We start from the raw sequence: 2715 nt of genomic DNA on the forward strand, positions 1-2715 counted from the left end.
AACCCACCGGCTATAAGGTCGGTATCATAAACTGAATACATAGGTTTATGAGGCGAACGCGGAGAAGTGAAACATCTCAGTATCCGTAGGAAAAGAAATCAATTGAGATTCCCTCAGTAGCGGCGAGCGAAAGGGGAACAGCCCATTAAGTCATATCAGTTTTAGTGGAATGCTCTGGGAAGTGCAACCATAGTGGGTGATAGTCCTGTACACGAAAGGGCTGATATGATGATGTCGAGTAGGGCGAGGCACGTGAAACCTTGTCTGAATATAGGGGGACCATCCTCTAAGGCTAAATACTCCTGACTGACCGATAGTGAACCAGTACCGTGAGGGAAAGGCGAAAAGAACCCCTGTGAGGGGAGTGAAATAGATCCTGAAACCGCATGCATACAAGCAGTGGGAGCCACTTTGTGTGGTGACTGCGTACCTTTTGTATAATGGGTCAGCGACTTATATTCAGTAGCGAGGTTAACCGCATAGGGGAGCCGTAGAGAAATCGAGTCTTAATAGGGCGTTTAGTTGCTGGGTATAGACCCGAAACCGGGTGATCTATCCATGAGCAGGTTGAAGGTTGGGTAACACTAACTGGAGGACCGAACCCACTGTCGTTGAAAAGCCAGGGGATGACTTGTGGATAGGGGTGAAAGGCTAATCAAACTCGGTGATAGCTGGTTCTCCCCGAAAGCTATTTAGGTAGCGCCTCGGACGAATACCATTGGGGGTAGAGCACTGTTTCGGCTAGGGGGTCATCCCGACTTACCAAACCGATGCAAACTCCGAATACCAATGAGTACTATCCGGGAGACAGACTGCGGGTGCTAACGTCCGTAGTCAAGAGGAAAACAATCCAGACCGCCAGCTAAGGTCCCTAAATCATAGTTAAGTGGGAAACGATGTGGGAAGGCATAGACAGCTAGGAGGTTGGCTTAGAAGCAGCCACCCTTTAAAGAAAGCGTAATAGCTCACTAGTCGAGTCGGCCTGCGCGGAAGATGTAACGGGGCTAAAACTATGTACCGAAGCTGCGGATTTGCAATTTATTGCAAGTGGTAGGGGAGCGTTCTGTAAGCCGATGAAGGTGGATTGAGAAGTCTGCTGGAGGTATCAGAAGTGCGAATGCTGACGTGAGTAACGACAAAACGGGTGAAAAACCCGTTCGCTGAAAGACCAAGGGTTCCAGTCCAACGTTAATCGGGGCTGGGTGAGTCGACCCCTAAGGCGAGGCCGAGAGGCGTAGTCGATGGGAAATTGGTTAATATTCCAATACTTCAGTGTAATGCGATGAGAGGACGGAGAAGGTTAAGTCAGCCTGGCGTTGGTTGTCCAGGTGGAAGACTGTAGGCATGCATCTTAGGCAAATCCGGGGTGCTCTATGCTGAGAGTTGATAGCAAGCCAGTTTACTGGTGAAGTGGCTGATACCATACTTCCAGGAAAAGTCTCTAAGCTTCAGTTACACTGGAATCGTACCCGAAACCGACACAGGTGGTCAGGTCGAGTAGACCAAAGCGCTTGAGAGAACTCTGCTGAAGGAACTAGGCAAAATGGTACCGTAACTTCGGGAGAAGGTACGCTGCCGGCGGTGATAGGACTTGCTCCTTGAGCTGTTGGCAGCCTCAGAAACCAGGCCGCTGCAACTGTTTATTAAAAACATAGCACTCTGCAAACACGAAAGTGGACGTATAGGGTGTGATGCCTGCCCGGTGCTGGAAGGTTAATTGATGGGGTTAGCGTAAGCGAAGCTCTTGATCGAAGCCCCAGTAAACGGCGGCCGTAACTATAACGGTCCTAAGGTAGCGAAATTCCTTGTCGGGTAAGTTCCGACCTGCACGAATGGCATAATGATGGCGGCGCTGTCTCCAGCAGAGGCTCAGTGAAATCGAATTCGCCGTGAAGATGCGGTGTACCCGCGGCTAGACGGAAAGACCCCGTGAACCTTTACTGCAGCTTGACATTGAACTTTGATCTTACTTGTGTAGGATAGGTGGGAGGCTTTGAAGTGGTGACGCTAGTTGCCATGGAGCCGTCCTTGAAATACCACCCTGGTAATATTGAGGTTCTAACTCTGCTCCCTGATCGGGAGCGAGGACCATGTCTGGTGGGTAGTTTGACTGGGGCGGTCTCCTCCTAAAGAGTAACGGAGGAGTACGAAGGTGCGCTCAGCGTGGTCGGAAATCACGCGTAGAGTATAAAGGCAAAAGCGCGCTTAACTGCGAGACCCACAAGTCGAGCAGGTACGAAAGTAGGTCTTAGTGATCCGGTGGTTCTGTATGGAAGGGCCATCGCTCAACGGATAAAAGGTACTCTGGGGATAACAGGCTGATACCGCCCAAGAGTTCATATCGACGGCGGTGTTTGGCACCTCGATGTCGGCTCATCTCATCCTGGGGCTGAAGCAGGTCCCAAGGGTATGGCTGTTCGCCATTTAAAGAGGTACGCGAGCTGGGTTTAGAACGTCGTGAGACAGTTCGGTCCCTATCTACCGTGGGCGCTGGAAATTTGAGAGGATCTGCTCCTAGTACGAGAGGACCAGAGTGGACGAACCTCTGGTGTACCGGTTGTGACGCCAGTCGCATCGCCGGGTAGCTATGTTCGGAAGGGATAACCGCTGAAAGCATCTAAGCGGGAAGCCTACCTCAAGATAAGATTTCCCCGAGACTTTATGTCTCCTAAAGAGCCGTTGAAGACTACGACGTTGATAGGTTGGATGTGGAAG

Annotated in this window: 1 rRNA gene; it reads left to right on the forward strand. The window is 50.9% G+C overall.

The features are described 5' to 3' along the window. Positions 1-2715: ribosomal RNA gene (locus FTV12_RS16265) — 23S ribosomal RNA — on the forward strand; the annotation flags it as partial.

The sequence above is a fragment of the Acinetobacter sp. YH12233 genome (assembly GCF_013417725.1).
Classification (GTDB): Bacteria; Pseudomonadota; Gammaproteobacteria; order Pseudomonadales; family Moraxellaceae; genus Acinetobacter.